The organism is Yersinia sp. 2542 StPb PI, assembly GCF_048593855.1.
In the GTDB taxonomy this organism is placed as follows: domain Bacteria; phylum Pseudomonadota; class Gammaproteobacteria; order Enterobacterales; family Enterobacteriaceae; genus Yersinia; species Yersinia enterocolitica_E.
Window position 1 is genome coordinate 1 of the sequence record NZ_JAZGQA010000438.1, and the last position, 837, is coordinate 837.

Here is an 837-nt window from a genome sequence, read left to right on the forward strand (position 1 = left end):
TCTTATGCTTCTGCATGTACTCACCTGAATGTTAAATATATGCTAAGTGCAGAAGGGTATCAAATATTAAGATATTTGATACCGGCCTAAAATAGCGTGAAAGTAGGTTTCAAAAATCGTATTTCGTGCATTATGATACCACGCAGTATCAAAAACGATAAGTGAGACTAAAAATGGCATTACTGGGGTATGCCCGGGTATCAACCAGCCATCAAAAATTGACGCATCAGATTATGGAGCTGAAAAGTGCTGGTATCCGCGAGGATCGCATTTTTACAGATATGATGACGGGGGCAACGGATGAGCGAGAGGGGTTACAGCGCTTGTTGGCCCGTGCAGAGAAAGATGATGTCATCATCTGCACAAAAATGGATCGTCTTGGACGTAACACCGCTGACATGATCCGTGTTGTTGATGGCTGCTACAAAAAAGGGATAGCAATCCGCTTCCTGGAGAATGGCCTCAGTACCGAAGGTACTATGGGGAAAATGGTTATCCAGATCCTAGCCGCAGTGGCAGAAGCTGAGCGTGAACGCATCCTGGAACGGACTAATGACGGTAGAATAGTAGCACTGGCAGCAGGCGTAAAATTTGGCCGTAAGATTCATCCCCGGACACCGGCAGCTCTGACCTTGATTTTGCAGGGTGAAACGGTGAACAATGTGACAGAAAAAACAGGGGTTTCGCGAGCGACATACTTTCGGCTGAAAAGAAAAATTAAAAATGATGTTAAAAATTAACAATTTTTTTCATTAAAATTCAATGTATATGACTTGAAGATGGGCTTTTAGAGGAAATGTGCACGGAACCCCAAAACAGCACACTAGCTGATAATAT

The 837-nt window shown here is 43.4% G+C and carries 1 protein-coding gene; it reads left to right on the forward strand.

Annotated elements, in window-relative coordinates:
- The first annotated feature begins 173 nt into the window (after positions 1-173).
- Complete coding sequence (locus V1952_RS22140; protein WP_267263239.1) at positions 174-740, forward strand: recombinase family protein; 567 nt, start codon at positions 174-176, stop codon at positions 738-740.
- Positions 741-837: the final 97 nt, after the last annotated feature.

Bases quoted from the DNA above. Each gene is read 5' to 3' on its own strand.
- V1952_RS22140 (WP_267263239.1), top strand. From the start codon at position 174: ATGGCATTACTGGGGTATGCCCGGGTATCAACCAGCCATCAAAAATTG.